Genomic DNA, 25,424 nt, shown 5'->3' on the forward strand with positions numbered 1-25,424 from the left:
CGTTCAGGATGAAAGTGTCCTGAACGACCCTTTCATGAGCTACGTGCTCGCTACTTCCGCAGCAGGCTGTAAGCGGCGGATCCGATCAGCTCCAGCGAAACCTGAAGCCGCTCAAGGGAAACGTTGTCCTTGATGGTGTCTTCCGGTGTGTGGTACGTCGGCTCCAGCAGTGCCGGGCCGCTCTCGCCGCGCCAGCTGAAGTTGCCCGAAGCGATACCGCGCTCGAAGAACGGCACGTGGTCGCTCGAACCGCGCGCGACCGGGCCCTTGACCCGCGGGTCGTAGCCGAGCCGCTTGGCGGCGGCGTTGACGGCCGCGGTCGTGGCGTTGTCGGCGCCGTCGACCGAAAGCAGCCAGTAGGTGACCGCCGGGTCCCAGCTGGTGGCGACCATGTCGTTCTGGAAGCAGCCCGCGATCCGCTTCGCCTCCGGGTCGGACAGGTTCGACACGTAATGCCGCGAGCCGATGAGCCCGTACTCCTCCGAGCCCCACAGCGCGAACCGCAGTGTCTTGTTCGTCGGCAGGTATCGCAGGACGCGTGCCAACTCCAGGCACAGCACGGTGCCGCTGCCGTCGTCGTTGGCGCCCGGTGATCCAGGGACACTGTCGTAGTGCGCGGTCACCATGACCACGCCGTTGTCCTTGCCGGGGAAGGTGGCGGGCCGCTCGGCGATGACGTTGTAGGACGTCAGGTTCTTGTGGTGGGTGGCCGTCGCCTTCACGGTGACCGAGCCCTTGGCGAGCCGTTCGCGCAGACGCTCCACCTGGACCTGGGCCAGGCCGAGCACCGGGACGGTGACCGGGGTGGCGAGCGTCGGGGAGAACGCGGACAGTTTCCGCGCCGGGTCGGCGCCGATCCGGCCGATCAGCACGGCGTCCGCTCCGCGCTGCGCGGCCGTCAGGTACGCGTCCGCCTTGTTCGTCACGGCGGCGATCAGCACGATCTTGCCGGTCAGGTCGTCGGGCAGGGTGCTCCCGTCACCGGCGTCGACGACGACGGCCTCGCGCGTGACGTCCTGCGCGCCCTGCGGTGAGGAGCCGGTCTGCCACCTGTCGCGTCCGAGCGACAGGCCGCCCAGGAACTTGTCGGCGATCGGGAACGGTTGCAGGGTGACCTGGTAGCGCAGGTCGCGCAGCACCTTCGCGATGTAGTCCTTGGCCCGCAGTTCGCCTTCGGTGCCGGCGATCCGGGGGCCGATCTTGTCGCTGAGCACCCGCAGGTGCTCCAGCGCCCGCCGCGACCGGACCCGGGCGATCACGGGGTAGTCGCCGAAGTCCAGCGACGGCGGGAACTGCGCGCCCGGACGTTGCTGCGTGGCCGCGGCGGCGGTGCCGGGGTTCAGCCCGATCGTCGCCGCGCCCGCCAGTGCCACCGCGCCCGCGAGCACTTCACGTCTGCGCAGACCTGCCATGGAACACCCCTCACATCTCGGGAGACTCTTCGTTCGAGTAGCCAATAGTCACAGCGCCACCGGAACAACCCCCCGATCGTCCCCTTTTTCCGGTTCAGCGCACGGCGACCCGGCGGTAGGCCTGGGAGACGGCGAGGCCGCCGGAGATCGCCGCCGCGATCACCCCGCCGATCAGCAGCACGGTCCCGACGAAGGGCCCGAAGTCGCCGGCATCGGCCAGGCGTCCCCAGAACGAGCCTTCGAGCAGGGCACCGACGAGGATGAACACCGGCGCGACGATGCCGGCGAAGAGGATCCAGCGGAATCGGGCGGCCAGCGTCAGCACGAGGATCCCGGGTATGCCCAGGACGAACAGGCCGGGCGGGATGTCCGGGAACCCGGGGACGCCGGAGGCGATCTGGATGATCAGGCCGGCGACGCCGACGAAGAGGAAGAAGGCGTTGGCGACGGCTGCGGTGGAACGGTTCATGACGGGACTCCTCACTGGGATTCGACCACTGAAGAGTCCCGCTCACGGCCGTGAAGGGCGTCGGCCCGGAAGCGGCAATCGGGTCTACGCGGACCTGCGTACGGGTTCGCCGAGGACCTCGGTGACCTCCGCCGAAATCGCCGTCACCAGCGCGTCGCCGAACGCGCAGACCGTGTACTCCCACGGATGCCCGAACGTGCCCAGCCGGAAGTCCGGCGTCAGGTACGCGTAGTAGTCGCCGTCCGGGAACGGGCTGAGCGGCCAGTCCTTCGCGGACGTCGGGAACCGGTACGACACGTGCTGCCAGTCGAGCGCGTACAGCTCGCCGGCGCAGGAGGCCAGGCCTCGCTGGATCACCGCGATCATCCGGTCCAGCAGCAGGTATCCCGGGTCGTCGTCGAGGGCGGTCAGGCTCCAAGTCATCGATCCGGCGGGCTCGTCGATGCCCGGCCACTCGAATCGGCTCGTGCCCGGCCGGAAGGCGAACTCCGTGCGGAAGCGGTCCCAAACGCGCCGGTACTCGTCGTTGCCCAGGGTCTCGATGCTCACGCGGGGAAAATACGCGCCGCCTGAGTGATACCAGAGTGGTATCATTCATCCCATGGCCATGACTCTGAGGTTGAACGACGAGCAGGAGCGCGCGCTCGCCCTGCTGGCGGAGGCCGATGGCGTGAGCAAGCACGAAGCCACCGTTCGCGCCATCACCGAGGCCGCCGCGCGCCGTGTCCGTGACGACCGTGTCCGTGTGCTGTCCAGGGACGGCCGGGAGCGTTACGCCGCCCTGCTCGACCGTCTCGCCCAGTGATCGAGTACCTCACCGTCGAAGACCTGCTGGCGCTCGCGGAGGATCTCCGTGTGCCCAAGATCCGTGATCTCGGGCTGCTCGATTCCGCCGCGCATCGCCCGCAGGCTTCGTTGATGGGTCAGGACGCGTATCCGACGCTGCACGAGAAGGCGGCGGTGCTGCTCGAGTCGCTGGCGCGTAACCACGCGCTCATCGACGGCAACAAGCGTCTGGCCTGGATGGCGACATTCGTCTTCTACGGGCTGAACGGTCACGACCTCGACGCGCCGGAAGACGACGCGTACGACTTGGTGATCGCGATGTCCATCGGTTCGCGCACCTACCGAGACGCCGCGGGCGAACTGGAGTTGTGGGCGAAGCCGCTCGGGTAGCCGCTACCCGAGAAGGCCGAGCACGACGATCGTCAGCAGCGTGATGGCGGCGGCGAAGGTGGTCACCCAGGCGCGCTGGGCGGCGGTGATGGAGGCGTTGTTCACGGCGGTTCCCCGGGGGAGAGAAGCGACAGGTCCGCCGGGAACAGCGCGTTGATCAGGCTCCGCGTTACCTTTTGAAGATCAGTGTGATCAAGGTCACTGATCGTGCTGATGATGCCGTTCGCGTGCCGTGTACCAGAGCACCCCGGCAGCGGCCGCCACCATCGCGCCGAATGCGGAAAAGCCCACCACGATCGCCTGCGTCATCCTTCGTCCTTTTCTCTTCGGTCGTATCCGGGAGACGTCCGAGAAGCGGTGTCGTGGCGCGGTCGTCGCGGACGTCACACAGCGTCGAGTACCCCGTCGATCTGCGACGCGAGCGCGAAGTCCTTCTCCGTCAGCCCTCCGGCGGAGTGCGTACTGAGCCGGAATGTCACCGTCCGCCAGCGGATGTCGATGTCGGGATGGTGGTCGGCCGCCTCCGCCAGTTCGGCCACCTTGTCCACCGCTTCGATGGCTTTCGGGAAACTCGGCAGCTTCGCCGTCCGCTCGATCGTGACGCCGTCACGCGTCCAGCCGGAGAGTTTGGTCACGGCCTCGTCGGCCTGCTTGTCGTTCAAGATTTCCGCCATGACTCCATGGTGGTACGCCGTCGGCTACGCTGCACGTTTGCCACGGGTCCCCCCTTGAAAACAGCAGGAGGCTAGATGAAACGCGCCCTCCGCACGGTCGTTGCGGCTGGCACGGTGGCCGCCCTCGTCGCGGGCTGCTCGCTCTCCGGGAACACGGGGAACGACCCGCAGGCGCCGGCGACCGTCACCCTCGTGACCCACGACTCGTGGCTCGCCCCGCAGGAGGTCCTCGACGCGTTCGAGCGGCAGTCCGGGATCAAGATCTCCGTGCTCAAGCAGGGCGACGCGGGCGCGCTGACCAACAAACTGGTGCTGACCAAGGCGAACCCGATCGGGGACGTCGCGTACGGCGTCGACTCGACCTTCGCCTCCCGCGCGCTCACCGAAGGCGTTTTCGAGCAGTACACCAGCCCTGAGGCAGACCGTGGCCCGCAGCGCTACTCCATCGACCCCGGGCACCGGCTCTCCGCGGTCGACCTCGGCGACGTGTGCGTCAACATCGACAGCCGGTACTTCGTGGACAAGGGGATCCCGGAGCCGAAGTCGTTCGCGGACCTGGCCGACGCCAAGTACAAGGACCTGATGGTCGCCGAAAGCCCCGCGACGTCGTCGCCGGGCCTGGCGTTCCTGCTCGGTACCGTCGCCCAGTTCGGCGAACAGGGCTGGCAGGCGTACTGGACGCAGTTGAAGGCCAACGGCCTCAAGACGGTCAGCGGCTGGGAAGAGGCCTACACCAAGGAATTCTCCGGTTCCTCGGGCAAGGGACCGCGTCCGATCGTCGTGTCCTACGCGTCTTCGCCCGCCGCCGAACTCGGCGACGACGGCAAACCGCGGACGAAGGCGCTGCTGGACACCTGTTACCGCCAGGTCGAGTACGCGGGCGTGCTCGCGGGCGGCAAGCAGGTCGAGAAGGCCCGCAAGGTCGTGGACTTCCTGCTGTCCCAGCAGTTCCAGGTGACCGTGGCGAGCAACATGTACGTGTACCCGGCCCGCCAGGGTGTCGAGCTCCCGCAGGGCTGGGCGCAGGCCGCGCCGCTGCCGCAGCAGCCGAAGACGCTCGAACCGGCCAAGATCCAGGCCGGGCGTGAGCAGTGGATCGCCCAGTGGCGCACGCTGGTGGAAGGTTAGGACGTGCTTCGCGAACTGAAGGCGGCAGTTCGGGCGACGATACGCGCGCGCGTCGTTCTTCGGCCGGAGGCCTCGGATTTGCGGAGACGGGCCGCTGACACGGCCAGGTGAGTGAACAGCCGATGCCACGGCCCGGCTGTGGAAATCCGAGAGCGCGCCTTGAAAGGCGGCTGAACACCGGCGGGCTGACTCTTCGGGGGACCGGGCTGGGCGCGCTCGCCGTGCTGCCGCTCGGTTTCCTCGTGCTCTTCTTCGCCTGGCCGGTCGCGGCGATCATCGGGCGGGGCTTCGGATCCGGTGGCGTCGGCGCGGCCATCGGTGACCCGCTGACCTGGGAACTCGCCGGCTTCACCGTGGCCAGTGCCGGGGTTTCGACGATCGTCGCGATCGTCGCGGGCCTGCCTGTCGCGTTCCTCCTCGCCCGCGTGAAGCTGCCGGGCGTCTCGCTGGTCCGGACGCTCGTGCTGGTGCCGTTCGTGCTGCCGACCGTCGTGGTCGGCCTGGCGTTCCGCGCGCTCTGGCCCGACGGCGGACTGCTGCCCTTGGTACTGGCCAACGCCTTCTTCAACGTCGCCGTCGTCGCGCGCACGGTTTCCGGGTTGTGGAGCCATCTCGACCCGCGCACCGTGGACGCGGCGCGGGCGCTCGGCGCGTCACCGTGGCGTGCCTTCCGTTCGGTGACACTGCCCGCGCTGGCGCCCGCCATCGCGTCGTCCGCGGCGGTGGTGTTCCTGTTCTGCGCGACCAGTTTCGGGGTCGTGCTCATTCTCGGCGGGGCGAAGTACCGCACGCTGGAGACCGAGATCTATCTGCGCACGGTCGAACTGCTCGACCTCTCCGGCGCGGCCGCGCTGTCCCTCGTGCAGTTCGCCGCCGTCGTCGCCGCGCTCGTCGCCGGGGCGCTGGCGAGGCGGCGCCGGGAGAACGCGGTGCGCCTGCGTTCGGGCAGCGAGACCGCGCGGCGGCCCAGGGGCGGCGAGTGGTGGGCCGTCTCCGCCGGACTCGCGGTGATCGCGCTCCTGATGACGCCGATCGTGGCACTGCTTCTCGAGTCGGTCTCCACTTCGGACGGTTGGAGCCTCGCCGGGTACGAAGCGCTGGCGGGCCGAGGATCCCGTGGCGCGCTCCAGGTCTCGGGCTGGGACGCGGCGTCGATGTCGCTGCGGACGGCGTTCGACGCGACGATGCTCGCGATGATCATCGGTGTGCTGGCCTCGGTCGTGCTGGTCGCGTTGCGCCGCACGCCGGGCAGGCTGGCGCGGGGCATGGGCGAGACGATGGACGCCGCGCTGATGCTCCCGCTCGGCGTCTCCGCGGTGACCGTCGGTTTCGGTTACCTCGTCACGCTCGACGCGCTTCCGGGCGACCTGCGGACGTCGCCGCTGCTGGTGCCGCTCGCGCAGGCACTGGTGATCATCCCGCTGATCGTGCGGATGGTGCTGCCGGTGCTGCGGTCGGTCGACGTCCGGCTGCGGCAAGCCGCGTCGACCCTCGGCGCGAGCCCCGGCCGGGTGTGGCGGGAGATCGATCTCCCGCTGACGGCGCGTTCGCTGGTCGCGGCCGCCGGTTTCGGTTACGTGGTCGCGCTCGGCGAGTTCGGCGCGACGAGCTTCCTGGCCAGGCCGGACGCGCCGACGCTGCCGGTCGCCGTCGCGACGCTGATCTCGCGGCCGGGGGAGCTGAACAACCAGATGGCCTACGCGGCCTGCGCGCTGCTCATGATCGTGACCGTGGTGGCGGTGGTGCTGATCGACCGGTTCGGCGCGGTCCGCGGGCAGAATTCGGTAGGGGAGTTCTAGTGTCGCTGTCGGTACGGGATCTGACCGTCCACTATGGATCCTTCGCGGCGGTGAAGGACGCCAGGCTGGACATCGCCGACGGCGAGGTGCTGGCGCTGCTGGGCCCGTCCGGTTCGGGGAAGTCGACGCTGCTGCGGGCGATCACCGGGCTGGAGCCGCTGACCTCGGGTGCCGTGCGGTGGGACGGCGAGGACCTCTCCGGGGTCCCGGTGCACCGGCGGGGATTCGGCCTGGTCTTCCAGGACGGGCAGCTGTTCCCGCACAAGGACGTCGCCTCGAACATCGCGTTCGGCCTGAGGATGCACGACGTCCCTCGCGCCGAGCACGCCGAGCGGGTCCGGGCGCTGCTGGAGCTGGTCGGGCTGAGCGGTTACGAGCGGCGGCGGGTGACCGAGCTGTCCGGCGGTCAGGCGCAGCGGGTGGCGCTGGCCCGCGCGCTGGCGCCGGAACCGCGGTTGCTGCTGCTGGACGAACCACTGTCCGGTTTGGACGCCGGACTGCGGGAACAGCTGGCGATCGACCTCGCGGCGTTGTTGCGGCGCAGCAAGATCACCGCGCTGCTGGTCACGCACGATCAGGAAGAGGCGTTCACGCTCGCCGACCGGGTCGCCGTGCTGGACGACGGCGAGATCCGGCAGGAGGGCGCGGTGCGCCGGGTCTGGCGGCAGCCGGTGGACGAGGACGTGGCGCGGTTCCTCGGCGTGACCACGTTCGTCGACGGTGAGGCGTCCGGCGGAGTGGTGCGGACACCGCTCGGCGAGGTCACGCTGCCCGACGTCGAAGACGGCGCGGTGCGGCTGGGGCTGCGGCCGCACGGTCTGCGGGTTTCGCCGGAAGGGGTCGAGGGCGAGGTGACCGCCGTGGTGCACCGGCGGGAACACGTCCGGCTGGTGGTCGCGCCCGGCGGCGATCTGTCCACTGTGGACGCGGTCGCGCCGGTGACGGCCGATCTGCGCCCGGGGGACACCGTCCGGCTCTCCCTCGATCCGGACGGCGTCGCCCGACTCCGCGATTAGTCCTCTGAATGCGGTAGTCCGGTCCGAACCTTGCGGTTTACCCCAGGGTTCGCCGGGCTCGCCCGCCATACCGTCGTCACCATGCTCCTGAAGACGATCTTGTCCCTCGTTCTCGCCGTCGGCCCGGTTGCCGCACCGGCCACGCCGGACATCCCTGCCGCCGAGCTGCACGCCCGGCTGGCCGCCCTCGCCGACGGCCGCGACATCACGGCCGGGCTGATCCACGTCCGCGACGGCCGCGGCCAGTGGTCGGACGCGGTGGGCGTGCGTGACCTGACGTCCGGGACGCCGGCCGCCGCCGACGGCCACTTCCGGATCGGCAGCGTCACCAAGACCTTCGCGGCCACGGTGCTCCTGCAGCTGGCCGACGAGCGGCGGCTGGCACTCGACGATCCGATCGAGCGCCACCTGCCCGGTGTCGTGCCCGATGGCGGACGCGTCACCGTCCGGCACGTCCTCCAGCACACCAGCGGCCTGCACGACTACATGAGCGAACCGGGCTACTCGACCAATCGCTGGCGGGCCGATGCCCGCTTCGACGACTACACGCCTACGCGACTGCTGAAGGTGGCGTTCGCGAAAGGCCCGGACTTCGAGAACCCGGGCGAGTCCTGGCACTACTCGAACACCAACTACGTCGTCGCCGGTCTGCTGATCGAGAAGCTGACCGGACGCCCGTACGGCGAGGAGGTGACGCGGCGGATCCTGCGCCCGCTCCACCTCACGCGCACCAGCGTGCCGGGCCACCACTCCTCCTTGCCCGTCCCGCACGCCCGCGGCTATGAACCGCTGCCCACGAACCCTCCGTCGATCGTGGACGCCACCGACATGGATCCGTCTTTGGACTGGGCGGCCGGTGAGATGGTCTCCACCACGCGCGATCTGACCACCTTCGTCACCGCCTTGATCGACGGCAGGCTGACGAGCCAGGCGAGCCTCGCGGAGATGCGGCGGACGCGGGAAGCGGTGCCGCTGTTCCGCTACGGCCTGGGATTGCAGGAGTTCGCGATCCCTTGCGCGGGCGGGCCGAAGCCGGTGTTGGGGCACACGGGACAGCTGATCGGCTACCTCACCGTCGCCTTCACCGACGGGAAGGGCAAATCGCTGACCCTGTCCCTCAACCCGTACGAACAGGACCCGCCCACCGAAGCGGTGGTCTCCCTGGCGGCGTCGGTCTTCTGCCGCTGATCGGCGGGCGGGTCGTGAAGCGGCGATTCGGGTTCTCTTCAGGGGTAAGGGTGTCGCGTTGCCGTGCGCGGCAGTGTTCGCCGGGTTCGCGGCCAGGCCGGAGGCTTGACTTGCGTGATCGAAGGCGGAACTCGCGTGATCAGAGGCGGAACTCGCGTGATCGAAGGCGGAACTCGCGTGACTGGGCGCCGAACTCGCGTGTGCGGCTTCCAGACACGCGAGTTCCGCTTCCAATCACGCGAGTTCCGTCTCCAATCACGCGAGACCCGTGTCTGATCACGCGAGTCCGGGGCCGCGTCACCCCGGTCGCCATATCGCCCGAACGCGCGGAGTCAGCCGTCCCGGGTGGTCAGGCGCGAGTAGGCGATCGAAAGCCCGATGACGATGTAGCAGGCGGCCCGCAGCGCGCCTTCGCCGAGCAGTGTCGTATCGAGCGGATCCATCAGCACCGCGGCCGGCGCCTGCGCCCAGTCCTTGTTGAGCAGGAAGGGATGCAGCCACGAGACCGCGTCCAGGAAACCGAGGATGGTGAACACGATCGTCCCGGCCAGCACCGAGGCGACCACCAGCATCGGATGCTCGGTGAACGACGAGATCGCGAGCGCGACGGCGCCGACAGCCCACAGCTGCAGCGTGATCCACAGTGCCACGACCAGGAGCCTGCCCAGCGCGTCCCACACGCTCAGGGTCGAACCGGTCAGGGTGAACATGGAGTCGGTGCCGCTGATGATCAGCCCCGTGACGAACCCGGTGAACGTCATCGCCAGTACCGCGAGCACCGAAACCGTCGCGACGCCGAAGGCCTTGATCGCGAGCAGCCTGCCCCGCCCGACCGGCGCGATCAGCCAGCCCCGCAAGGTGCCGTGCGCCGCCTCGCCGGCGATCGCGTCCGCCCCGGCCATCGCCGAAGCGAGCGGCAGGAGCAACGCCAACGTCATGGTCAGGGCAGCGACCGGCAGGATGAAGCCGTTGTTCATCGCGGACGCGAGCAGCGCGCCGTCCCCGCCGCCGCCACCGCCGTTCGCCTCGGCCGGGTCGACCAGCGTCAGCGCGACCCCGATCACGATCGGGATCAGCGCGAGCAGGCCCAGCACGGCCAGCGTGCGGGGCCGCCGGAAGATCCAGCGCAGTTCGGCGCGATACAAGCGGAGCAGGCCGACGCTGTCCCGGCCGGTCCGTACCGCGGGTGCCGCGGCCAGAGCGTGGGTCACGACTCCCCCTCACCGTCTACAGTGGACTCCGGCTGGGTCAGCCGGGCGAACAGGTCTTCCAGCCCGGTCCGGGCCCGTGCCGCCTCGTGCACGGCCACCCCGGCCGTCACCAGATGACGCAGCACGTCGGGTGCTTCGGCGGCGGTGAGGTCCACGCGGACGCCGTCCGGCGTGAGCCTGCTGCCGATCCTGTTCTCCCGCAACGTTTCCACCGCGAGTTCGGCGTCCGGCGTCCGCACCAGCAGCGCCGCGTTCCCCGACTCCAGCAGTTCCGTGAGCTCGCCCTGGGCGATCACGTTCCCCGACTGGAGCACCGCGACGTGCGTGCAGGTCGCCTCGACCTCGGCCAGCAGATGCGACGACACCAGCACGGTGACGCCGTCCGCGTGCAGTTCGGCGATGATCCGGCGGATCTCCCTGGTGCCGGAAGGGTCGAGGCCGTTGGTCGGCTCGTCGAGCACGATCATCCGCCGCGGCACGAGCAGCGCGCTCGCCAGCCCCATCCGCTGCTTCATGCCCAGCGAATACCCCTTGTAGCGCCGGGTCGCGGCGTCGGTCAGGCCGACGCGCTCAAGCGCCGCGTCGACCGCTCCCGGGATCCCGGCCGAGGCCAGCCTCGGTTCGGCCGCGGCCACGCGCAGCAGGTTCTCCCGCCCGGAGAGAAAAGGGTGGAAGCCCGGCCCTTCGACCAGCGCGCCGACGTCGGGCAGCGCGTGCGCCGACTCGTCGGGCATCCGCTTGCCGAAGAGTTCGACCTCGCCCTCGGTGGGCCGCACGAGTCCGAGCAGCATCCGGATGGTCGTGGTCTTGCCCGAACCGTTGGGGCCGAGCATCCCCAGCACGGCGCCTTCGGGAACGTCGAGGTCGACGTGGTCCACGGCCACCGTGCGGCCGTAGACCTTGCGCAGGCCCCTGGTGCGGGCCGCCATGGGTACCGCCGGAGCGGACGCCTCCTGGGAGGCGTCCGTCCCGGCTTCGAAAGTGGTGGTCACTTCGCGGCCAATGCCTCGAAGAGGACCTGCTCCGGCACCGCGCCGAGGGCGTAGCGGCCGTCGTCGGTCAGCACGCCGCTGCCGACCTTGGTGGTCACCAGCCAGCCGCTGCCCCAGGCACCGCTGACCGGCTTGGCGAACCGCGAAAGCAGCGCCTTCGGGTCGACCTGACGGCCTTCCTCGTCCTTCGCGCTACCGGCCTTGACCAGCGCGTCGGCCGGGATCTTGCCGGTGATCGCGGTGTCCCAGCCGTCGCCGACGACCTTGACGTCGGACTTCGCCTGCTCGGCGAGTTCACGGTTCTTCGGGTCGACCTCGGCGGTCTTCTCGGTCACCTTCGCGCCCTTCGGCGGGGTGAACTCGAAGTTCGACGCGGGCTGGTTCGCGAAGTTGATCTCGCTGAAGGAGACCTCGAGCGCAGGGGAGGAGGTGCCGTTGGCCAGCACCGTCAGCCGCAGCGGCATCCGGGTCTGCTCGTCGATCGCGACGCGGATCTCGCGCAGCAGCGTCCGCTCGGTCGGCTTCGGGGTCAGCACCAGTTCGTACGCCGAACGGTTCGCCACCGAGGACGTCCCGTCGACGGCGATCGTGCTGCTCTCGCGCACCTTGCCGAGCAGTTCCGAGGCGACCGTGGCCGGGTCGACGGCCTGGCCCTCGACCTTGTTCTGGTGCTCCTTGGCCAGTTCGTCCGGGATGGTGACCTTGGTCGCGGAGTTGTCCTTGGAGTTGTACTCCCAGACGGTCTGCCCGTTCCGGACGATGGTCTGCTGGCTGGAGCCCTCGGTGAGCGACACCTTGCTCTTGCCCGCGCCGTCGGTCGAGATCTGCGCCGAGTCGATGCTCAGCGCGGACGCGCCGGGCAGCGTGCTGCCGATCTGCGGCAGGCCGAGGTCGTTGTCGACCTTGACCTTCCCGTCGAACGCCGACGGCTTCGCGTTGAGCGTCGACTGCACCAGCTCTTCGGCGCTGACCTGCGGCAAGACGGGCGCGTCGCCCGCGGTGGCCGGCATCGCGACGACGGCGAGCCCGCCGACGCCCAGAGCCGTCCCCACCACCGCCGCGGTGATGGCCTTCCTCTTCGGATCCATGCTGTCTCTCCCTGTTTCCCCGAACCCCAGTGTGCTCGGGTCTTGGCGACAACGCTTCCCCGGAAACGCTGAGATACCACTCAGACTCCGCCGTCGGAGCTGAGATGGCGCTGAGAGCTCGCGCGTGAGCTGGTGAAAGCGTGAATGATGAAGGACGTGAAACCTCGAGTACTGGTGGTCGACGACGAGCCCGGCGTCCGGAAGGCGTTGCAGCGGGGGCTGCGCGCCGAAGACATGGACGTGGTCACGGCGGCCGACGGGCCCAGCGGCCTGCGGCTCGCGCAGACGGGCTCGTTCGACGTCGTCCTGCTCGACATCATGCTCCCGGGTCTTTCCGGCTACCGCGTGCTCGAACGACTGCGCGCGCTCGGCGTCACCACGCCGGTGCTGATGATTTCGGCGAAGGACGGTGAAGTCGACCAAGCCGACGGTCTCGACCTCGGCGCCGACGGCTACCTCGTGAAGCCGTTCTCGTTCGTCGTCCTGGTCGCGCAGGTGCGCGCGGTGCTGCGGCGGGCGTCGCCGGACGCGATCCGCGGACCGCTGCGGATCGGCGCGCTCGAAGTCGACCGGAGCCTGCGGCAGGTCCGTTACGACGGCGTCGACGTGGCGTTCAGCCCCCGCGAGTTCGCGCTGCTGGAGGTGCTGGCCGGCCGGGCGGGCACGGTGGTCACCAAGGACGAGCTGCTGCGCGCCGTCTGGGGTGACGAACAGGCCGCGACCCGCAACGTCGTCGAGGTCTACGTCGGTTACGTGCGGCGCAAACTCGACGCGGTCGGCGCGGGCGCGCTGGTCCGGACCGTGCGCGGGCACGGCTACCTGGCTTCCGACCCTCAGCTCGACGAAGTGATCGCCCCGGCGGGACAGGGGTGATCGGCTCACCGTCTTGGTGGCGCCGCCGCTCGCTCCAGGTCCGGATCACCCTCCTCACGGCCGCGGTCACGCTCGGCTTCCTGCTCGGGCTCGCGACGGTCGCCGGGGACAACCTCCAGCCGCTGCTCATCGGCTCGGTCGACGAGGAACTGAGCGCCCAGCTGGAGATCGCGAAGGCCGACGTCGCCGCCGGACGGCCGCCGACGGCCTCCGCGGTCACCGTCCGCGTCCTCGACACCGGCGGCGGCCCGGTGGACGGCCTGCCCGCCGCGAGCCTCGGCCCCGCGGACGTCCGCGCGCTGAAGGCGGGCGAGCCGATCACGACCGGCGGCGAGCACAGCTGGCGCTGGGTGGGCACCGTGATCACCGCGCCCGACGGGCAACAACGGCTCGTCGCCGCCGGCGCCGGGCTGGTCGGTTTCGCCACCGCCGTGCATTCCGGTGGGCTGTGGCTGTTCGTGGTCGCGTCGGTCGGCGCGGTGGGCGCCGGGATCGCGACGTGGCTGCTGGTGCGGTTCGCGCTGCGGCCGGTGGCGCGGATGCGCGGGTCGGTCCGGGCGCTCCCGCGCGGGGCGCGGCTGCCGCTGCCGGATTCTCACGACGAACTCCGCGCGCTGGCCGAGGAGTTCAACGCCCTGCTGGCCCGGCAGGAGGAGGGCGCGGACCGGCTGCGGCGGTTCACCGGGGACGCGGCGCACGAGCTCCGCTCGCCGGTCGCGTCGATCCGCGTGCAGGCCGAGGTCGCCGTCACCAACCCCGATCCCGAGCTGTCCCAGGAGACCCTCTCCGACATCCTGGAGGAGTCGGAACGGCTTTCCGCGCTGCTCGACGGGCTGCTGGCGCTGGCGAGGTCGGACGCGGGGGAGGTCCCGCCCGCCGAACCGGTCGAGCTGGTGAGCGAGGTGCGGGCCGCGGTCGCGCGGATGCCCGCCGACGCGCCGGACGTCCGGGTGACCGGCACCGTCGGGACGGCGTGGGCGCTGGCCACGCACGCCGAGGTCGAACTGGTGCTGAGCAACCTGCTGCGCAACGCCTGCCGGTACGCCCAAGGCGAGATCGTGGTGTCGGTGCTGGCGTCGCGGTCTTCGGTGCGGGTGGTGGTCGACGACGACGGACCGGGCATCGCCCCGGAACACCGGGACCGGGTCTTCGACCGGTTCTACCGCGTTTCCGATTCGCGGGCGCGGTCCTCCGGCGGCACCGGGCTGGGACTGGCGATGGTCGCGGAGGCCGTCCGGCGGCGCGGGGGCAGGGTCCGGGTCGGTGAGTCACCCGATGGCGGGGCGCGCTTCCAGATCGTCTGGCAGGCCGCGCGGCCCGGCGCTTCGGCGTGATTCGCGTGCTTGGAGGCGGAACTCGCGTGCTTGAAGGCGGAACACCCTGATCCGGCTTCAAGCACGCGTGATCCGGGTTCAGACACGCGTGATCCGGGTTCGGGCACGCTCGGTCGTAGGGTGTGCCCGTGGTGATCGTGGGCGCCGCCATCGTGCGGGACGGACAGCTGCTGGCGCAGCAGCGGGCTTGGCCCGCCGACCACGCCGGGCAGTGGGAGCTGCCGGGCGGGCGGGTCGAAGACGGCGAAAGCGACGAGGTCGCGCTGGCGCGTGAGTGCTTGGAAGAGCTGGACGTCGCCGTGACGGTCGGTGGCCGGGTCGGCGACGACGTCCCGCTGCCGAAGGGGAAAGTGCTGCGGATCTACGCCGCTTCGCTGGTCCGCGCGGGGGACGAGCCGCGGGCGGTGGAGCACAAGGACGTCCGGTGGATCACCGCGGCCGACCTCGACGACCTCGACTGGCTCCCCGCCGACCGGATCCTCCTCCCGGCACTGCACACCCTGCTCGCGAGTCCGTGAAGGACCCCTTCCTGTACCTAGGCGCAAGGAAGGGGTCCTTCATGTACTTCTTCAGCCCGCGCCGATGAGGCGAAGGGCGGACTGGAGCCGGTGCTCACCGCGTTCCGCCGCCCGGATGGCGCCCGCCTTGCGGACCCGCTCCAGCTCGCCGGGGTCGGCCAGCAGCGCCAGGGCGCGCTCCCGGACCGGCCGAAGTTCCTCGATGAGCGCCTCGGCGACAGCCTCTTTGACCTGGCCGTAGGAATCGAACCGGTCGGCGAGGTCCTCGGGTTTCTCCCTGGTGCACGCCGCGAGGATGTCCAAAAGGTTCGCCATCCCCGGCCGGGCTTCCGGCGCGTAGGCGGGCTTCGACCCGCCGTCGGTCTTCGCGCGTTTGATCTTCCGCCTGACCTGGTCGGCGTCGTCGAGGATGAAGACGACCCCGACCTCGTCCCGCGTCGACTTCGACATCTTCCGCGTCGGTTCGGCGAGGTCCATGACCCGCGCGCCGGCGGGCGGCAACACCGCCTTCGGCATGGTGAACACGTCGCCGTAGGTGGAGTTGAACCGCTTGGCCAGCGTTCTCGCCAGTTCGACGTGCTGCCGCTGGTCCTCGCCGACCGGTACCTCGTCCGCGCCCTGGAGCAGGATGTCCGCCGCCATCAGCACCGGATAGGTCAGCAGGGAGAGCCGGACCCCGGCCTGGCCTTTCGACTTCTCCTTGAACTGGATCATCCTGGCGGCCTCGCCGTAGTTGCAGGTGCATTCGAGGACCCAGTTGAGGGCGCCCAGTTCGCGGGCTATGTCGGATTGCACGAACACTCGGTCCGGCTCGATCCCGGCCGCGATCAGCACGGCCAGCTGCTCCGACGCCATCGAACGCAGTTTCGCCGGATTGTGCGAGTTCGTCATGGCGTGCAGGTCGGAGACGAAGTACAGGTCGTCCGGCCCGCCCTCGTCCGCCCAGCGCCGAATGGCCCCCAGGTGGTTCCCGACGTGGACGTGGCCGGACGGGGTGATCCCGGACAACCTGATCATCTGCCTTCTTCCTTCCGGATTCGGGCCGCCCCGGGGTCCGGGCACGAAAAAGGCCGCCCGGTGGGGCGGCCTGGGTGGTGCGCTCGTCTGGTTCAGCGCAGGACTTCGGGGCCGCCGGAGGGCGGCCACCACTGGGCGTTCTGCGCGCGCATGCGGCCCACTCTACAGAGTGACCTGCGTTTCGTCCTCTGGATACGGTAGTTCGGCGTCGAACTTTCGCATCCAGAGGACGAAATGCGGGCTGATTTCACTCATTCCGGGCACGTCGCGTCAATACTTCGTATCGGCTGATCCAGTACGCCCGTCACATTGATGATCCGGGTCTACCTTCATCTCATGTATGTCGTCCTGCTGACCTACACCGCCCCTATCGAAGAAATCGACTATGTGCTCCCGGATCACGCCGACTGGCTGACCAAGCAGTACGAGCACGGCAATTTCCTCGCCTCCGGCAGGCGCAACCCGCGCATCGGCGGCGTCATCATCACCAGGCCCATGGCCAGGGGAAAGCTGGACGCGATCCTCGCGACCGACCCCTTCTCGATCAAGCACATGGCCGCCTACGAGGTGATCGAATTCTCGCCGACCAGGACCGCGCCGGAACTGCGGTTGGTCAACGAGGCGGTGGTGCACTGACGATCATTGCCGACGACGCGGTCAAGCCGCTTTCGCGATCTTCGTCTTCGCCTTTTTCAGGGCGAGAACGGGACATTTGCCGCACCGTGATTTCGAGCGGCAGCATTTCTTCTTGACCTTGCCCGACTTCATCCATTTGCGCACGAGCTTGTGCGGGTCGTCGGGTAGTTTCTTGCCCACTCGCGCTCCTTGTCGGACTGCGTCGGCGACGCCTTCACGTTAGGTGAGGCTAACCGATCTTGGGGCGTGGGGGTGCTCACAGTTCGGCTACAGGTACGCTGGTGTGGTCCGCGTATGGCCAAAGTCGGCCGACGTTACTCGATCGCGTGAGTTGAGCGTTCGGGGCGGCGTGGGCACCACACCCGAACTTGAAACCTTTGGAGCCTTCGCGTGCCCGCAGCCAGCGCCACCGCAGTCGATGCCGGTCGCTCGTCCGGCAAGACCCGGCCCGACCTGCGCAACGTCGCCATCGTCGCACACGTCGACCACGGCAAGACGACCCTCGTCGACGCCATGCTCCGGCAGTCCGGCGCGTTCGAGGAACGCGCCGAACTCGTCGACCGCGTGATGGACTCCGGGGAACTCGAGCGGGAAAAGGGCATCACCATTCTCGCGAAGAACACCTCCATCCACCGCGAGACCGAGAACGGCCCGGTGACCATCAACGTCATCGATACCCCCGGCCACGCCGACTTCGGCGGCGAGGTCGAGCGCGGCCTGGCCATGGTGGACGGTGTCGTCCTGCTGGTGGACGCCAGCGAGGGCCCGCTCCCGCAGACCCGCTTCGTGCTCCGCAAGACCCTCGAAGCCGGCCTGCCGGTCATCCTGGTCGTCAACAAGACCGACCGTCCCGACGCCCGGATCTCCGAGGTCGTCGAGGAGACCCACGACCTCCTGCTCGACCTGGCCGGTGACATCGAGGACGCCGACCTCGACGCGATCCTCGACCTCCCGGTCGTCTTCGCCTCCGCCCGGTCCGGCAAGGCGAGCCTCGAGCAGCCCGCCGACGGCGCGGTGCCCGAGAGCGAGAACCTCGACCCGCTGTTCGAGACCCTGCTGCGCCACGTGCCGCCGCCCTTCGCCGACCGCGAGGGCCCGCTGCGCGCGCTGGTCACCAACCTCGACGCGTCGAACTTCCTCGGCCGGATCGCGCTGATCCGCATCCACTCCGGCAACCTGCGCAAGGGCCAGACCGTGGCCTGGATGCGCGAGGACGGCAGCATCCAGAACGTCCGGATCTCCGAACTGCTGGTCACCGAGGCGCTCACCCGCGTCCCGGCGACCGAGGCCAGCGCGGGCGAACTGGTCGCCATCGCGGGCATCCCCGACATCACCATCGGCGACACGCTGGCCGACGTCGAGAACCCCGAGGCGCTGCCCCGGATCGCCGTCGACGAGCCCGCCATCTCGATGACCATCGGTGTCAACACCTCGCCGCTGGCCGGCCGTTCCGGCGGCGACAAGGTCACCGCGCGGCTGGTCAAGGCCCGGCTGGACCAGGAGCTGATCGGTAACGTCAGCATCAAGGTGCTGCCGACAGAGCGCCCCGACACCTGGGAGGTCCAGGGCCGTGGCGAGCTGGCGCTGGCGATCCTCGTCGAGCAGATGCGCCGCGAGGGCTTCGAGCTGACCGTCGGCAAGCCGCAGGTGGTCACCAAGACGATCGACGGCAAGCTGCACGAGCCGTTCGAGCGCCTGTCGATCGACGCCCCGGAGGAGCACCTCGGCGGCATCACGCAGCTGCTGGCCGCCCGCAAGGGCCGCATGGAGCACATGGGCGGGCACGGCTCCGGCCGCATCAAGCTCGACTACGTCCTCCCGGCGCGCGGCCTGATCGGCTTCCGCACCGACTTCCTCACCGAGACCCGCGGCACCGGCATCGCGAACCACGTGTTCGAGGGGTACTTCCCGTGGGCGGGCGAGATCCGCACCCGGCACTCCGGTTCCTTGGTCGCCGACCGCTCGGGCCCCATCACCGCGTACGCGATGATCCAGCTCGCCGACCGCGGCACCTTCTTCGTGGAGCCGGGCGCCGAGGTGTACGAGGGCATGGTCGTCGGCGAGAACCCGCGCGCCGAAGACCTCGACATCAACATCACCAAGGAGAAGAAGCTGACCAACATGCGTCAGTCCTCCGCCGACGTGATGGAGACCCTGGCCCGCCCGCGCAAGATGGGTCTGGAAGAGGCGCTGGAGTTCTGCTCCGTCGACGAGTGCGTCGAGGTCGCCCCGGACGTCGTCCGGATCCGCAAGGTCACGCTGGACGTCAACCAGCGCGCCAAGGAGCGCAACAAGATGAAGAACCGCGGCTGACCCGCTCAGCGAACGCCGAAGGGCGCCTGCTCACTCACGGTGAGTAGGCGCCCTTCGGCATTTTCAGCCCTCAGGCCGGTTACGCACCGTATTCGATCGGGTGTTCCTGGTGAGAAGAAGTCCTTTCCCGACAATTCCGCCCGGAAAGCCGTTCTCCTTTTTGGACGGTGTTCACAACACCGGAACGGCGGTGCGGCGCGGGGCGAAGTGCGGTGGCGCACAGCGTCCCGAGAACGTGGATTCGGACGCGGCTCGAAACAAAAGATCCTAAATGCGTCCGGATAGGACTCGCGGTCGAGATCGCTTCCGCCATCAATCGTCCGCCGTCGAACATTCCGGCCGCCGTTCCGGAATGTTCCGGGGCGCGGAACCCATTGCCGAACAGGCCCGCTTCGGCGGGTCTCGAAAAGTGTCGGCCGGGCAGGAACCCGGGGCGCCTCCCGGACGTCCACCGAAGGAGGGCGGTATCCGGTCGGGCGACGACCGGGCCGATATGGGAATCTCGCTGCCGAGACCAGGTCCGGCGTGATAGCTGTATGGCGACGGGGCGAGGGACAAACCAGGAGGATCCAGGCGTGCGGTTAGCGACCACAGCGGCACCCATGATGGCGTGCGCGGCCGTGCTCCTCGCCGCCTGCAGCAACACCCCGCCCCCGCCCGTGGTCAGCTCCTCGGCCTCCCCGGTGAGCACGTCGACCACGAAGACGCCTTCGCAGGTCGTCGTGGGTGTCGACGACGTCCTCGGCGGCTACAACCCGCACAACCTGGCCGACGCCTCCCAGGTGACGTCGGCGCTTTCGCAGCTGCTGCTCCCGTCGGTGTTCCGCCCGAAGGACGACGGCAGCTTCGAGCTGGACAAGAGCCTGATGAAGTCCGCCGAGGTCGTCTCGCAGCAGCCGTTCACGGTCGCGTACACGATCCGGCCGGACGCCTCCTGGTCCGACAGCGCGCCGATCGCGGCCGAGGACTTCGCCTACCTCCGCGAGAACATGCGCGACCAGCCCGGCGTGATCGGCGCCGCGGGCTACCGGCTGATCTCGGACATCCAGTCGCGTGAAGGCGGCAAGCGCGTCGAGGTCACCTTCGCGAAGCCATACCCGGGCTGGCAGACGCTCTTCTCGAACCTGCTGCCCGCCCATCTGCTCAAGGACGCCCCGAACGGCTGGCAGGGCGCGCTGGCGACGGCGTTCCCGGCCGTCGCCGGGCCGTACTCCATCAAGGGACTCGACACGGCGCGCGGAGAGGTCGTCCTGGAGCGCAACGAGCGCTATTGGGAGAAACCCTCCGCCCTCGACCGGATCGTGCTCCGTGCGGCCGATCAGGAGGGCACACTGGCCGCTCTGCGCAGTGGCAACGACCAGTTCGCGATGACCAGGACCGACGGCACCGGTCTCAAGCGGCTCGGCGAACTCGGCTCGGCCGTCCAGCTGCACACGGTCGCCCGCCCCACGGTCGCGCAGATCCTCCTGCGGCCGGTGAGCGCGACGCTGTCGGATCCCAAGGTGCGCGAAGGCGTCACCGCGCTGATCGACCGCGGCAAGCTGATCACCGAGGCCGCGGAAGGTGGCCCGTCGGACAAGCTCCGCGCCGACGCCCAGGTCCGCGTCCCGTCGGCCCCGGGCTTCCAGCCGACGATCCCCGCTCCGGGCCCGCCGTCGGCGGCGGATCCGGTCAAGGCCGAGGAACTGCTCAAATCCGCCGGGTACACCAAGGAAGCCGGGACCTGGCGCAAGAACGGGAAGAATCTTTCGCTGGTCGTCGCCTCGCCCGCCAAACAGGAGCCGTACGCGACGATCGCCAAGGAGCTGACGGCGCAACTGGTGGCCGCGGGGATCGAGGTCAACGCGATCGCGCCGCAGCCGAGGGAGCTGTTCTCGACGCTGCTGGCCATGCCGGTGCTCAACGGCGTCCAGCAGACGACACCGGAGGGAGCGGGCAACGTCGGCATCGACATCGCGGTGATCGGCCAGGTCACCGGCGGCGCGGACGTGGCGTCGGCGCTGGCGTCCACCTTCGGCTGCCGCCCCGATCAGCTCACCGACAAGACCAAGGCCGTCGTCCCGGGGAACCCGCTGGGCTTCTGCGATCCGGCGCTGCAGCCGTCGATCGACGCGGCCCTGACCGGGACCACGCCCGTCGCCGACACGCTTTCGACCCTGGAACCGGAATTGTGGCGTCGGAATGTTGCCATTCCGTTGTTCCAGCTGGCCGATACCCTCGCCATCGGCTCTGGTATTTCCGGAGTAACCGCAGGTCCTCCTATGGTGGGCCCTTTCGGGTCGGCGGTGAACTGGACGAGGGGTCCGAAGTAGCCGTTTCGAGTCCGAGTCCGACCCTGGAGGGTGACCTTTCCCGGCACGTTCGAGTGGCGGACCGATTCCTCAAGGTAACCACTGTATTTCTTGTTGTCAGCCGCAAGTTACCCTTTGGTCACGATCGCCCCGTAACTGGTGACTGTTCGTGCATTTCCTTTCTAGCGTGCACCCGCAGTGCGCCAAATGAGTGTTGCTTGGCGTGTCATAGGCTCCGGGCCATCTCACCGGAGCGGTGTGGGGTCCTGTTCCGATCTCAGGAGCCCAGTGCTAGGAGGGCACACTTCATGAGGAAGTCCAAGGCAGTCTCCGCCTGGTCGCTGGTCGCGGCCTCCGCGCTTGTGCTGAGCGCATGCAGCGGTGGCGACAGCGGCAGTACCGACCAGAACGGGTCGTCGACCGACATCAAGAGCATGGCGGTCGGTAAGGCGCAGAACGGCGAGAACTTCAAGCTCGCGGACACCAAGGGGTACGAAGGCACCGTCACGGTGGGTATCGACGACGGGTACTCGGGCTACAACAACGACACGCCTGACACCAACACGTCGTACAACACCTACATCCTGACCGCCGTGCTCGCCGGCGCCGATGTGCTCGACGGCAACAACAAGGTGCTGCTGAACAACGACGTCTTCGACTCCTGGGAGGTCACCTCCAAGTCGCCGCAGACCGTCGTCTACAAGATCAAGCCGAACGTCAAGTGGTCGGACAACGAGGCGTTCGACTGCGACGACATGTACCTGTCGTGGCTGGCGCACTCCGGCAAGGCGAAGACCTCCGACGGCAAGCAGGCCTTCCTCGCCGCTTCGACGACCGGCTACCAGCTGATCGACCAGGCGACCTGTAAGGACGACCTGACCTTCGAGACCAAGTACACCGAGCCGTACCTGGACTACAAGGGTCTGTTCAACTCGACCGCGATCATGCCGGCGCACATCGTCGAGAAGCGGTCGAACGTCCCCGACATCACCAAGCTGACCCCGACCAGCGACGCGGCCCAGCTCAAGGCGGCCGGTGAGTTCTGGACCAACGGCTTCAAGGCCTTCAAGGCCGAGGACATGCCGGCTTCGGGTCCGTACAAGATCACCGCGTTCGACGCCAACCAGAAGGCCGTCACGCTCGAGAAGAACCCGAACTGGATCGGTGGCAAGGGTGGCCCCTCCAAGATCGTCGTGAAGGCGATGGAGGACACCAAGGCCATGGCGACCGCGCTGCAGAACGGTGAGATCGACATCGCCGCTTCGACCCAGCCCGACGCCACCGCCGCCGGCACCATGAAGAGCCTCGCCGCTCAGGGTGTCACCTACGGTTCGGCCTCGCAGCTGACCTTCGAGCACATCGACCTGAACTACAAGCGCATGTTCAAGGACAAGAACCTGCGCAAGGCGTTCTTCGAGGTCGTCAACCGCCAGGAGATCACCGACAAGCTGCTGAAGGAGGTCCAGGCCGACGCGACCCCGCTGAACAGCATCGTGTTCATGCCGGGCGAGCAGGGCTTCAAGGACCTGTACAGCAGCAAGGCCGGTCTGGGCGCCGAGGCCGCGGCCAAGACGCTGACCGACGCCGGCTGGGTCAAGGGTGGCGACGGCATCTTCGCCAAGGACGGCCAGCGCGCGTCGTTCAAGATCTCGCACAACCAGAACACCCGCCGTCAGCAGACCGTCGAGATCATCATCTCGCAGGCCAAGGCCGCCGGTATCGAGATCACGGACGACCAGGACGCCAACTTCCTGAAGGGTGGCCGTCTCGCGGCCAGCGACTACGACGCCGCGCTCTTCGGCTGGTCCGCCGCTCCGTTCAAGGCCGAGCAGAAGTCGATCTACATCACCCGTGTCGACGACAGCAGCCAGAACTACCAGGGTCTCTCGAACCCGACGATCGACTCCTCCTTCGAGGCGGCCGTGAAGGCCACCGACGAGGCGGTCCAGCTGGAGAGCTACCAGAAGGCCGACCAGGCGATCGCGGACGAGTACGCGACCCTGCCGCTGTTCCAGACCCCGTCCATGTGGGCGTTCAAGGGCATCGACCGCACTTACATGCAGTCGTACAACGGTGTCCTGTGGAACGCCGGTGAGTGGGAGCAGAAGAAGTAGGGCTTCCGCCCCGCTTTTTCACCACTCGCTTACGCGATCCTGGTGGTAGGGGGGCCCGGCCAAAAGCCGGGCCCCCGTACCCGCCGGAAGTAGCTGTTGACCGTAGGGTTACCGCCACTACGGTGGACAACCGGGCAGCGGTCCAGCACTTCGGCGACCAGGCCCGGATGAGGAGCAGTTCGTTGAACCTGGTGATCTACATTCTTCGCCGTCTGGCGATATCGATTCCCGTCCTGTTGGTCGGGACTTTCCTGTGTTTCGTCATGGTCGCCGGCACCGGTGACCCGCTCGCCGAGATGAAGAGCAATCCGGCCATGAGCAAGGAAGCCATCGCGCAGATGGCCTCGCAGCTCGGGCTGGACCAGAGCATCGTGCCCCGGTACTTCACTTGGCTCGGCAACTTCGTCACCGGCGACTGGGGCGTTTCCATCGCACAGGGCAACGCGCAGGCCCCGGTGTTCCCGAAGGTCATGGCCGCGTTCGAGGTCACCTTGAAGCTCGTCGTCGGAGCCGAGATCCTCGCGCTCGTCCTCGGCGTCCTCGTCGGTGTGGTCGCGGCGGTCAAGCAGTACTCGATCATCGACTACATCGCCACCACGCTGGCCTTCCTGCTGTTCTCGATGCCGATCTTCTGTGTCGCCATCGTGCTCAAGCGGTACGCGATCGAGTTCAACGGCTGGGTGCGGGACCTGGGACTGTCCGATGTGCTCGGTAACCCCTGGATCCGGACGACGAGCCCGGAATCGCTGAATTTGGACGGTCCAGGCGGTTTCCTGGCGAGTTATATCGGCGCCTATCTGCTGCCGACGTTGTCCATCATGGCGATCAGCTTCGCCGCGTACAGCCGGTTCCAGCGCGCTTCGATGCTGGAGACGCTGAACGCGGACTACGTGCGGACCGCGCGGGCGAAGGGCCTCGGCAACAGCCGGGTCATCTTCCGCCACGCCTTCCGAAACGCGCTCATCCCCGTGACCACCCTGTTCTCCGTCAACTTCGGTGCCGTGCTCTCGGGCGCGATCATCACCGAGACGGTGTTCAACTGGAATGGCATGGGCAAGCTGCTCGTCGAAGCCGTGACCAAGAGCGATACGCAGGTGATGATGGGCTGGCTGGTGCTCATCGCCAGCAGCATCATCGTCGCCAACCTGATCGCCGACCTGATGTACGGCATCCTGGACCCGAGGATTCGCGTTGGCTGACTTGAATTCCCTTATCGCGGCGGAAAACTCCAAGTCCGCCGATGGCACGCTTCCGGAAGAGGCCCTGCCCGAACCCCGGAGCCAGGGCAAGCTGGTCCTGCGCAAGTTCCTGCGGCACAAGCTGGCGATGATCTGCACCGGAGTGCTCCTGCTCCTGGTGCTCACCGTGCTGATCATGCCGATCTTCTGGCCGCACAGTTACGAGGACAGCTCCTTCCCGTCCTTCGCGAGGCCCAGCGCGGACTATCCGCTCGGGACGACGCAGGTCGGCAAGGAGATGGTGTCGCAGATCCTGCGCGGCACCCAGTACTCGCTGCTGATCGCGCTGGTCGTGTCGATCATCGCCACCACCATCGGCACCGTCTTCGGTGCCATGGCGGGCTACCTGCGCGGCTTCACCGATTCCGCGATCTCGCGCGTGACGGACCTGTTCCTGATCGTCCCGCAGATCGCCGCCGCCGCCATCCTGGCGAAGGTGTTCGGTGGCGGCAGCTGGTACATCGTCGCGATGGTGCTGGCGGCGTTCGGCTGGATGCCGATCGCGCGGATCGCCAGAGCCGAGGCGATGTCGCTGTCCCAGCGGGAGTTCGTGGACGCCGCCCGCGCGTCCGGCGCCGGGACCTTCCACATCGTGTTCAAGCACCTGGTGCCGAACATGGTCGGCCTGATCACGGTCAACGCCACCCTCGCGGTCGCGCAGGCCGTGCTGATCGAGGCGGCGCTGTCCTTCATCGGGCTGGGGGTGCAGCTGCCGGACACCTCGCTCGGCCGCGTCATCCTCGAGAACTACGCGCAGCTGCAGAACCGGCCGGCGCTGTTCTTCGGCCCGTTCATCGTGCTGGTGCTGATCTCGCTGACGATCAACTTCATCGGTGACGGCCTGCGGGACGCTTTCGACCCGCGGCAGCGCCGGATGAAGGCGTGATTTTCCCTCTTTAGCGCGTGAAGGCCCCCTTCCCCCGGCTCAGCCGGGGGA

At 68.5% G+C, this 25,424-nt stretch carries 24 protein-coding genes; 15 read left to right on the plus strand and 9 right to left on the minus strand.

The window, feature by feature from the left end; translation table 11 throughout:
* Positions 1–50: 50 nt before the first annotated feature.
* The 3 genes from ACFWMR_RS24490 to ACFWMR_RS24500 form a co-directional block, all read right to left on the minus strand.
* Positions 51–1,412: a M20/M25/M40 family metallo-hydrolase gene (locus ACFWMR_RS24490; RefSeq protein ID WP_378380034.1), complete on the minus strand. Its 1,362-nt coding sequence runs from the start codon at positions 1,410–1,412 to the stop codon at positions 51–53.
* A gap of 94 nt (positions 1,413–1,506) precedes the next feature.
* A complete protein-coding gene (locus tag ACFWMR_RS24495; RefSeq protein WP_378380035.1) occupies positions 1,507–1,881 on the minus strand; it encodes a hypothetical protein in 375 nt (124 codons plus the stop codon).
* Positions 1,882–1,965: 84 nt separating this feature from the next.
* Complete coding sequence (locus ACFWMR_RS24500) at positions 1,966–2,430, minus strand: DUF2716 domain-containing protein (RefSeq protein ID WP_378380036.1); 465 nt, start codon at positions 2,428–2,430, stop codon at positions 1,966–1,968.
* Positions 2,431–2,482: 52 nt separating this feature from the next.
* Between ACFWMR_RS24500 and ACFWMR_RS24505 the strand changes: the two genes are divergently transcribed.
* Positions 2,483–2,686: a CopG family transcriptional regulator gene (locus ACFWMR_RS24505; protein WP_093936626.1), complete on the plus strand. Its 204-nt coding sequence runs from the start codon at positions 2,483–2,485 to the stop codon at positions 2,684–2,686.
* Entirely contained in the window at positions 2,683–3,057 is a 375-nt protein-coding gene (locus tag ACFWMR_RS24510; RefSeq protein ID WP_378380037.1) for a type II toxin-antitoxin system death-on-curing family toxin, read from the plus strand. Before ACFWMR_RS24505 ends, ACFWMR_RS24510 begins: the two co-directional genes overlap by 4 nt.
* Before the next feature lie 383 nt (positions 3,058–3,440).
* On the opposite strand, the gene ACFWMR_RS24515 is transcribed toward ACFWMR_RS24510, so the two are convergent.
* On the minus strand, positions 3,441–3,731 hold the full coding sequence (locus tag ACFWMR_RS24515) for a 4a-hydroxytetrahydrobiopterin dehydratase (RefSeq protein ID WP_005157303.1): 291 nt from the start codon (positions 3,729–3,731) through the stop codon (positions 3,441–3,443).
* A 75-nt stretch (positions 3,732–3,806) separates the two neighbouring features.
* Between ACFWMR_RS24515 and ACFWMR_RS24520 the strand changes: the two genes are divergently transcribed.
* The 4 genes from ACFWMR_RS24520 to ACFWMR_RS24535 all read left to right on the plus strand — a co-directional run bounded on the left by ACFWMR_RS24520 (position 3,807) and on the right by ACFWMR_RS24535 (position 8,862).
* A complete protein-coding gene (locus tag ACFWMR_RS24520; protein ID WP_093936629.1) occupies positions 3,807–4,859 on the plus strand; it encodes a thiamine ABC transporter substrate-binding protein in 1,053 nt (350 codons plus the stop codon).
* Between the two features lie 221 nt (positions 4,860–5,080).
* Entirely contained in the window at positions 5,081–6,658 is a 1,578-nt protein-coding gene (locus ACFWMR_RS24525) for an ABC transporter permease (protein ID WP_378380045.1), read from the plus strand.
* Positions 6,658–7,674: an ABC transporter ATP-binding protein gene (locus ACFWMR_RS24530; protein ID WP_378380038.1), complete on the plus strand. Its 1,017-nt coding sequence runs from the start codon at positions 6,658–6,660 to the stop codon at positions 7,672–7,674. The genes ACFWMR_RS24525 and ACFWMR_RS24530 overlap by 1 nt, the downstream gene beginning before the upstream one ends.
* A gap of 81 nt (positions 7,675–7,755) precedes the next feature.
* Positions 7,756–8,862 (plus strand): serine hydrolase domain-containing protein, encoded by a 1,107-nt coding sequence (locus ACFWMR_RS24535; protein ID WP_378380039.1) that lies wholly within the window; start codon positions 7,756–7,758, stop codon positions 8,860–8,862.
* Between the two features lie 332 nt (positions 8,863–9,194).
* Here ACFWMR_RS24535 and ACFWMR_RS24540 read toward each other — a convergent pair whose 3' ends face one another.
* Genes ACFWMR_RS24540 through ACFWMR_RS24550 form a run of 3 tightly spaced genes read right to left on the minus strand, consistent with a single transcriptional unit; the run spans position 9,195 to position 12,153 of the window.
* A complete protein-coding gene (locus tag ACFWMR_RS24540; protein ID WP_378380040.1) occupies positions 9,195–10,073 on the minus strand; it encodes an ABC transporter permease in 879 nt (292 codons plus the stop codon).
* A complete protein-coding gene (locus ACFWMR_RS24545; protein ID WP_093936632.1) occupies positions 10,070–11,065 on the minus strand; it encodes an ABC transporter ATP-binding protein in 996 nt (331 codons plus the stop codon). Before ACFWMR_RS24545 ends, ACFWMR_RS24540 begins: the two co-directional genes overlap by 4 nt.
* Positions 11,062–12,153 (minus strand): LolA family protein, encoded by a 1,092-nt coding sequence (locus ACFWMR_RS24550; RefSeq protein WP_378380041.1) that lies wholly within the window; start codon positions 12,151–12,153, stop codon positions 11,062–11,064. Before ACFWMR_RS24550 ends, ACFWMR_RS24545 begins: the two co-directional genes overlap by 4 nt.
* Positions 12,154–12,297: 144 nt before the next feature.
* Between ACFWMR_RS24550 and ACFWMR_RS24555 the strand changes: the two genes are divergently transcribed.
* The 3 genes from ACFWMR_RS24555 (at position 12,298) to ACFWMR_RS24565 (ending at position 14,878) form a co-directional block, all read left to right on the plus strand.
* A complete protein-coding gene (locus ACFWMR_RS24555; RefSeq protein ID WP_378276895.1) occupies positions 12,298–13,026 on the plus strand; it encodes a response regulator transcription factor in 729 nt (242 codons plus the stop codon).
* Entirely contained in the window at positions 13,023–14,360 is a 1,338-nt protein-coding gene (locus ACFWMR_RS24560) for an ATP-binding protein (protein WP_378380042.1), read from the plus strand. Before ACFWMR_RS24555 ends, ACFWMR_RS24560 begins: the two co-directional genes overlap by 4 nt.
* Positions 14,361–14,488: 128 nt before the next feature.
* Positions 14,489–14,878, plus strand: coding sequence for a (deoxy)nucleoside triphosphate pyrophosphohydrolase (locus tag ACFWMR_RS24565; RefSeq protein WP_378380043.1), 390 nt, complete (start codon positions 14,489–14,491; stop codon positions 14,876–14,878).
* A 51-nt stretch (positions 14,879–14,929) separates the two neighbouring features.
* Here ACFWMR_RS24565 and trpS read toward each other — a convergent pair whose 3' ends face one another.
* Positions 14,930–15,895 carry a tryptophan--tRNA ligase gene (gene trpS, locus ACFWMR_RS24570; RefSeq protein WP_093936637.1) on the minus strand — a complete coding sequence of 322 codons (966 nt, stop codon included), beginning with the start codon at positions 15,893–15,895 and terminating at the stop codon, positions 14,930–14,932.
* Between the two features lie 336 nt (positions 15,896–16,231).
* On the opposite strand from trpS, the gene ACFWMR_RS24575 reads away from it, so the two are divergent.
* Entirely contained in the window at positions 16,232–16,531 is a 300-nt protein-coding gene (locus ACFWMR_RS24575) for a YciI family protein (RefSeq protein ID WP_093936638.1), read from the plus strand.
* A 21-nt stretch (positions 16,532–16,552) separates the two neighbouring features.
* On the opposite strand, the gene ACFWMR_RS24580 is transcribed toward ACFWMR_RS24575, so the two are convergent.
* Positions 16,553–16,711 carry a hypothetical protein gene (locus tag ACFWMR_RS24580; protein ID WP_007028942.1) on the minus strand — a complete coding sequence of 53 codons (159 nt, stop codon included), beginning with the start codon at positions 16,709–16,711 and terminating at the stop codon, positions 16,553–16,555.
* 210 nt (positions 16,712–16,921) lie between these two features.
* Between ACFWMR_RS24580 and typA the strand changes: the two genes are divergently transcribed.
* The 5 genes from typA to ACFWMR_RS24605 all read left to right on the plus strand — a co-directional run bounded on the left by typA (position 16,922) and on the right by ACFWMR_RS24605 (position 25,373).
* Positions 16,922–18,844: a translational GTPase TypA gene (gene typA, locus ACFWMR_RS24585; protein ID WP_093936639.1), complete on the plus strand. Its 1,923-nt coding sequence runs from the start codon at positions 16,922–16,924 to the stop codon at positions 18,842–18,844.
* A gap of 602 nt (positions 18,845–19,446) precedes the next feature.
* Positions 19,447–21,156, plus strand: coding sequence for an ABC transporter family substrate-binding protein (locus ACFWMR_RS24590; RefSeq protein ID WP_378380046.1), 1,710 nt, complete (start codon positions 19,447–19,449; stop codon positions 21,154–21,156).
* A 287-nt stretch (positions 21,157–21,443) separates the two neighbouring features.
* Positions 21,444–23,249 carry an ABC transporter family substrate-binding protein gene (locus ACFWMR_RS24595; RefSeq protein WP_378380044.1) on the plus strand — a complete coding sequence of 602 codons (1,806 nt, stop codon included), beginning with the start codon at positions 21,444–21,446 and terminating at the stop codon, positions 23,247–23,249.
* Positions 23,250–23,431: 182 nt separating this feature from the next.
* The gene (locus ACFWMR_RS24600) at positions 23,432–24,448 is read left to right on the plus strand and encodes an ABC transporter permease (RefSeq protein WP_378380047.1); all 1,017 of its coding nucleotides are present in this window, start codon (positions 23,432–23,434) and stop codon (positions 24,446–24,448) included.
* Between the two features lies 1 nt (position 24,449).
* The gene (locus tag ACFWMR_RS24605) at positions 24,450–25,373 is read left to right on the plus strand and encodes an ABC transporter permease (protein ID WP_167406284.1); all 924 of its coding nucleotides are present in this window, start codon (positions 24,450–24,452) and stop codon (positions 25,371–25,373) included.
* Positions 25,374–25,424 lie beyond the last annotated feature (51 nt).

Source organism: Amycolatopsis thailandensis (genome assembly GCF_042723255.1).
In the GTDB taxonomy this organism is placed as follows: Bacteria; Actinomycetota; Actinomycetes; order Mycobacteriales; family Pseudonocardiaceae; genus Amycolatopsis; species Amycolatopsis thailandensis.

Coding starts and splice junctions, on each gene's coding strand:
- ACFWMR_RS24490 (WP_378380034.1), bottom strand. CDS start 1,412: ATGGCAGGTCTGCGCAGACGTGAAGTGCTCGCGGGCGCGGTGGCACTG.
- ACFWMR_RS24495 (WP_378380035.1), bottom strand. CDS start 1,881: ATGAACCGTTCCACCGCAGCCGTCGCCAACGCCTTCTTCCTCTTCGTC.
- ACFWMR_RS24505 (WP_093936626.1), top strand. CDS start 2,483: ATGGCCATGACTCTGAGGTTGAACGACGAGCAGGAGCGCGCGCTCGCC.
- ACFWMR_RS24515 (WP_005157303.1), bottom strand. CDS start 3,731: ATGGCGGAAATCTTGAACGACAAGCAGGCCGACGAGGCCGTGACCAAA.
- ACFWMR_RS24520 (WP_093936629.1), top strand. CDS start 3,807: ATGAAACGCGCCCTCCGCACGGTCGTTGCGGCTGGCACGGTGGCCGCC.
- ACFWMR_RS24535 (WP_378380039.1), top strand. CDS start 7,756: ATGCTCCTGAAGACGATCTTGTCCCTCGTTCTCGCCGTCGGCCCGGTT.
- ACFWMR_RS24550 (WP_378380041.1), bottom strand. CDS start 12,153: ATGGATCCGAAGAGGAAGGCCATCACCGCGGCGGTGGTGGGGACGGCT.
- ACFWMR_RS24555 (WP_378276895.1), top strand. CDS start 12,298: ATGATGAAGGACGTGAAACCTCGAGTACTGGTGGTCGACGACGAGCCC.
- trpS (WP_093936637.1), bottom strand. CDS start 15,895: ATGATCAGGTTGTCCGGGATCACCCCGTCCGGCCACGTCCACGTCGGG.
- ACFWMR_RS24575 (WP_093936638.1), top strand. CDS start 16,232: ATGTATGTCGTCCTGCTGACCTACACCGCCCCTATCGAAGAAATCGAC.
- ACFWMR_RS24590 (WP_378380046.1), top strand. CDS start 19,447: ATGATGGCGTGCGCGGCCGTGCTCCTCGCCGCCTGCAGCAACACCCCG.
- ACFWMR_RS24595 (WP_378380044.1), top strand. CDS start 21,444: ATGAGGAAGTCCAAGGCAGTCTCCGCCTGGTCGCTGGTCGCGGCCTCC.